This is a genomic window from Kitasatospora sp. NPDC059088, from assembly GCF_042738155.1.
GTDB lineage: Bacteria > Actinomycetota > Actinomycetes > Streptomycetales > Streptomycetaceae > Kitasatospora.
Map to the genome: position 1 here is coordinate 1 of NZ_JBHYGR010000251.1, position 4,969 is coordinate 4,969.

The window sequence follows — 4,969 nt, forward strand, 5'->3', positions numbered from 1 at the left end:
CGCGCGCAGGTAGTCGTGGGGGGGGCCCCGCGGGGGCCCCCGGCCGGGGCGCGCCCCACCGCCGTGACCTGCCGGTCGCCGTCGGCGAGGCAGGCGGCGACCAGCGGCGACAGCACCGCGTCCGGGCCCACCTCCAGCGCGGTGCCGACGCCCTGGGCGGCCAGGGCGCGGACGGCGTCGAGGAAGCGCACCGGCCGGCGCAGGTGCGCCGTCCAGTGGTCCGGGGAGCGCAGCTCCTCGGCGGTGGCGGGGCGGCCGGTCACGGTGGACACCAGCGGCAGCGTCGGCGCGGCCGTCCGGGTGTCCCCCGGCCAAACGGCTGCCACGGCGCGTCGGAACTCGGCGAGCACCGGGTCCAGTCCGGCGGAGTGCACGGCCCGGCTGATCGCCAGGCGGCGGGTGCGGCGGCCGCGCTGTTCGGCCTCGGCGGCGACGGCGCCCACCGCGTCGGCCTCGCCGGACACCACCACCGAGGCGGGACCGTTCACGGCCGCCAACGAGACCCGGCGGCCGTGCCGGGCCAGCAGGTCGACCGCCTCGGCCTCGGAGACCTCCAGGGCGACCACCGCCGCGTCGGCGGGCAGCGCCTCGACCAGCCGGCCCCGGACGGCGAGGACGGTCGCGGCGTCCGGCAGCGACAGCACTCCGGCGACATGGGCGGCCGCGAGTTCCCCGGCCGAGTGTCCGGCCACCACGTCGGGCCGTACCCCGAAGGACTCCAGCAGCCGGAACAGCGCCACCTCGAAGGCGAACACCGCCGCCTGGGCGTAGCCGAAGCGCTCCAGCTCTCCCCCGCCGGCCAGGACGGCGGCGAGCGGCACGGGCAGGTGCGGGTCCAGTGCGGCGCCGACCTCGTCGAAGGCCGTCGCGAAGGCCGGGAACGCCCGGTACAGCTCCCTCCCCTGCTCCGGCCGCTGGGACCCGTGCCCGGGGAAGAGGAAGGCGAGCCGGCCGGGCCGTACGGGCGCCCCGGACGTCACGGACGTCACGGACGCCACCGACGTCACGGGCGCTTCGTCGGCGAGTGCCCGCAGACGGCTCGTCAGCTCGTCCCGGTCGGCGCCCACCACGGCCGCCCGGTGCTTGAGCGCGGGCCGCCCGGCCAGGGCCTCGGCGACGGCGCGGGGCGGGGTGTCGGGGTGCCGCTCCAGGTGCGCCAGCAACCGGACGGCCTGGGCGCGCAGCGCGGTGGGCGTGGCGGCGGAGAGCAGCCAGGGCACGGCGGGGAGTCCGTCGGGGTCCGGCTCGGGGTCCTCCTCCGGTGCCTGTTCCAGCACCAGGTGGGCGTTGGTCCCGCTCACCCCGAAGGCCGAGACGCCGGCCCGGCGCGGGCCGTCGGTCCGCGGCCAGGGGCGCTGCTCGGTGAGCAGCTCGACCCCGCCCGCCCGCCAGTCGACCAGCGGCGTCGGCGCGTCCACGTGGAGCGTGGCGGGCAGCACGCCGTGGCGCAGCGCCTGCACCGTCTTGATCACCCCGCCGATCCCGGCGGCGGCCGTGGCGTGCCCGAGGTTGGACTTGACCGAGCCGAGCAGCAGCGCTCGCCCGGCCGGGCGGTCCGCGCCGTAGACGGCTTGCAGGGCCTGCGCCTCGATCGGGTCGCCGAGCCGGGTGCCGGTGCCGTGGCCCTCGACGGCGTCGACCTCGGCCGGGGTGAGTCCGGCGTCGGCCAGGGCGCGGCGGATCACCCGCTCCTGGGCGGCGCCGTTGGGCGCGGTCAGCCCGTTGGAGGCGCCGTCCTGGTTGACGGCCGAGCCGCGCAGCACGGCGAGCACCCGGTGCCCGTGCCGGCGGGCGTCGGCGAGCCGCTCCAGCAGGACCAGCCCGGCGCCCTCGGCCCAGCCGGTGCCGTCCGCCGCCGCGGCGAAGGACTTGCAGCGGCCGTCCGGCGCCAGGCCGCGCTGGCGGGCGAAGTCGACGAAGCCGAGCGGCGAGGCCAGCACCGTCACGCCGCCCGCCAGGGCGAGCGAGGACTCGCCGCAGCGCAGCGAGCGGGCGGCCAGGTGCAGCGCCACCAGGGAGGAGGAGCAGGCGGTGTCCACGGTGACGGCCGGGCCCTGGAAGCCGAAGGTGTACGCGATCCGGCCGGAGACCACGCTGCCCAGCCGCCCGGTCAGCAGGTAGCCCTCGTACTCGGCCGGGGTGTCCGGGCCGAGGTAGGACTGTTCGGTGGCGCCGGCGAACACCCCGACGTCGGTGCCGCGCAGCACCGTCGGGTCGATGCCCGCGTGCTCGAACAGCTCCCAGGCGGTCTCCAGCAGCAGCCGCTGCTGCGGGTCCATCGCGGTGGCCTCGCGCGGGGAGATGCCGAAGAACCCGGCGTCGAAGCGGGTGGCGGTGTCCAGGAAGCCGCCCTCGCGGGCGTAGCTGGTGCCGGGCGTCTCGGGGTCGGGGTCGTAGAGGGCGTCGAGGTCCCAGCCCCGGTCGGCGGGGAAGGGGGTGACGGCGTCCCGGCCGTCCAGCACCAGCCGCCAGAGGTCCTCGGGCGAGCCGACGCCCCCGGGGAAGCGGCAGGCCATGCCGACGATCGCGATCGGCCCGTCGTGGGACGACTCCTCCTGGGACGACTCCAGTTCGGCGATCCGGCGCCGGGCGTCGCGCAGGTCGGCGGTGACCCACCGCAGGTAGTCGACGAGCTTCTCCTCGTCCGGCATGCTGGGCTTCCTCTCTCGGCGGGCGTGCTGCCGGGCGGGCGGGCGATCAGGTACGGGCGAGCCGCGGTCAGGTACGGGCATGCGGTCAGGTCCGGGCGTGCGGTCAGGTACGGGCCCGGCCGAGCTCGTGGTCGATGAGGTCGAACAGCTCGTCCTTGGTGGCGGTTTCGAGCCGTCCGAAGCGGCCGAGGAGCGCCCGCAGGCGTTCGGTGACCGCGAGCAGCTCCGGGCCGCCGGCCGGCAGTCGCCCCAGCACCGCTTCCAGCCGGTCGACTTCGGCGAGCGCGTCCGGCCCGTCGGCGGCGTCCGGCCCGTCGGCGGCGTCCGGCCCGTCGGCGGCGTCCGGACCGTCGGCGGCGGACAGCCGGTCGAGCAGGAGGTCGGCGACGGCGTCCGGGGTGGGGTGGTTGAACAGCACGGTGACCGGCAGCTCGATCCCGGCGAGGGCGGCCAGCCGGTTGCGCAGCTGGACGGCGGTGAGCGAGTCGAAGCCGAACTCCCGGAAGGGGCGCGACACTTCGACGGTCGCCGGGTCGGCGATCCGCAGCACGGCGGCCGCCTCGGCGCGCACCGCGTCGAGCAGGTGGGCGCGCCGCTCCCTGGCGGGGAGGGCAGCCAGGCTCCGGGCGAGCGCGCCCTCGCCCGCCGACCGGGCGGAGGGCGGGGCGGGCGGGGCCTCGGCGGGCGCGGGTGCGATCGGCTCCAGCCAGTAGCGCTCGCGTTGGAACGGGTACGTCGGCAGGTCGACGTGCCGGGTGCCGGTACCGGCGAAGAAGGCGGACCAGTCGACGGCGGCCCCGGCCGTGTGGAGCCGGGCCAGCTCCCGGACGACGGCGTAGGGGGCCTCCTCGCCGGGCGCGAGTTCCAGGCTCAGCACCGGCCCCTCCGGCAGCGGCCTCTCCGACAACGACCCCTCCGGCAGCGGCCCGCCCTCCGCCAGGAAGCGTTCGGCCCAGGCCTCCGGGTCCGTCCACCGCCCGGCCGGCTCCTCGCCACCGCTCGGGGCAGACCGCAGCGGCACGGTCGGCGCCGCGAAGGCCAGCGCCGCCGACTCCTGCCGGAACTCCGCGCGGGCCGCCGCACCGCCGCCCTGCCGGAGCAGCCGCTCGCGGGCCGCGAGCAGGGCCACCGCGTCCGGCACCGGGAGCACCCCGGCGAGGTGCGCGGCCATCACCGCGCCGCTGCCCCGGCCGACCAGCGCCGCCGGGCGCAACCCCCAGGCCGCGTACAGGCGGTGGAGCGCCAGCCGCGCGGCGAAGCCGCCCGAGGCGCCGGGCACGGCGACCAGTTCCTGGTACGCCTCGGCGAACACCGGGAAGGCCGCACGGAGTTGAACCACCGCCTCCGGCCCGGGCCCGTCGCCGTCCGGGCAGAGCAGGACCGGCCGGACCTCCCCCGGTACCCGGCGGACCGCGTCCGCCGCGACCGTGCCCGCCAACTCCGCCAGTCGCTCGACGAGTTCGGCGGCCGTACCGCCGACCACCGCCGCCCGGTACGGCAGCGCCGCCCGGGTGGTGGCCAGCGCCCGGGCGACGTCCCGGAAGTCCGGGGCCGTCCCCGGGCCGCCGACCAGCGCCAGCAGATCGCGCGCCCGCTCCGCCAAGGCCCGGGCGGACCGGGCCGAGAGCACCCACGGCACCACCGGCAGGACCACCGGTGCCTCCCCCGCCTCCTCGGGCGGCGCCTCCTCCAGGATCACGTGCGCGTTCGTCCCGCCGAGGCCGAAGGAGGAGACCGCCGCCCGGCGCGGCCGCTCGCCCCGGGGCCAGTCGCGGGCCTCGGTGAGCAGGGCGACCGCGCCCGAGTCCCAGTCCACGTGCGGCGAGGGCTGTTCGGCGTGCAGGGTGGCGGGCAGCCGGCCGCGCCGCAGCGCCTCCACCGTCTTGATCACCCCGCCCACCCCGGCGGCGGCCTGGGCGTGGCCGAGGTTGGACTTGAGCGAGCCCAGCCACAGCGGCCGCTCGGCGGAGCGCTGTCCGTAGGTGCGCAGCAGCGCCCGGGCCTCGATCGGGTCACCGAGCGCCGTCCCGGTGCCGTGGGCCTCGACGGCGTCGATGTCCGCCGTGGCGAGCCGGGCGTCGGCGAGGGCGGCGCGGATCACCCGTTCCTGGGCGGGGCCGTTGGGCGCGGTCAGCCCGTTGGAGGCGCCGTCCTGGTTGACGGCCGAGCCGCGCACCACGGCGAGCACCCGCCGGCCGTCCCGGCGCGCCTCGGACAGCCGGGCGAGCACCAGCAGTCCGGCGCCCTCGCCCCAGCCGACCCCGTCGGCGGCCGCCGAGAAGGCCTTGCACCGGCCGTCCGGGGCGAGGGCGCGCTGG

The 4,969-nt window shown here is 78.3% G+C and carries 2 protein-coding genes; both read right to left on the reverse strand.

Annotation, left to right across the window (positions count from 1 at the left end; genetic code table 11):
• The coding region (locus tag ACFWXO_RS44770) for a type I polyketide synthase (RefSeq protein WP_380532866.1) at positions 1–2,651 on the reverse strand (2,651 nt) is incomplete at its 3' end.
• Between the two features lie 103 nt (positions 2,652–2,754).
• The coding region (locus ACFWXO_RS44775; protein ID WP_380532868.1) for a ketoacyl-synthetase C-terminal extension domain-containing protein at positions 2,755–4,969 on the reverse strand (2,215 nt) is incomplete at its 5' end.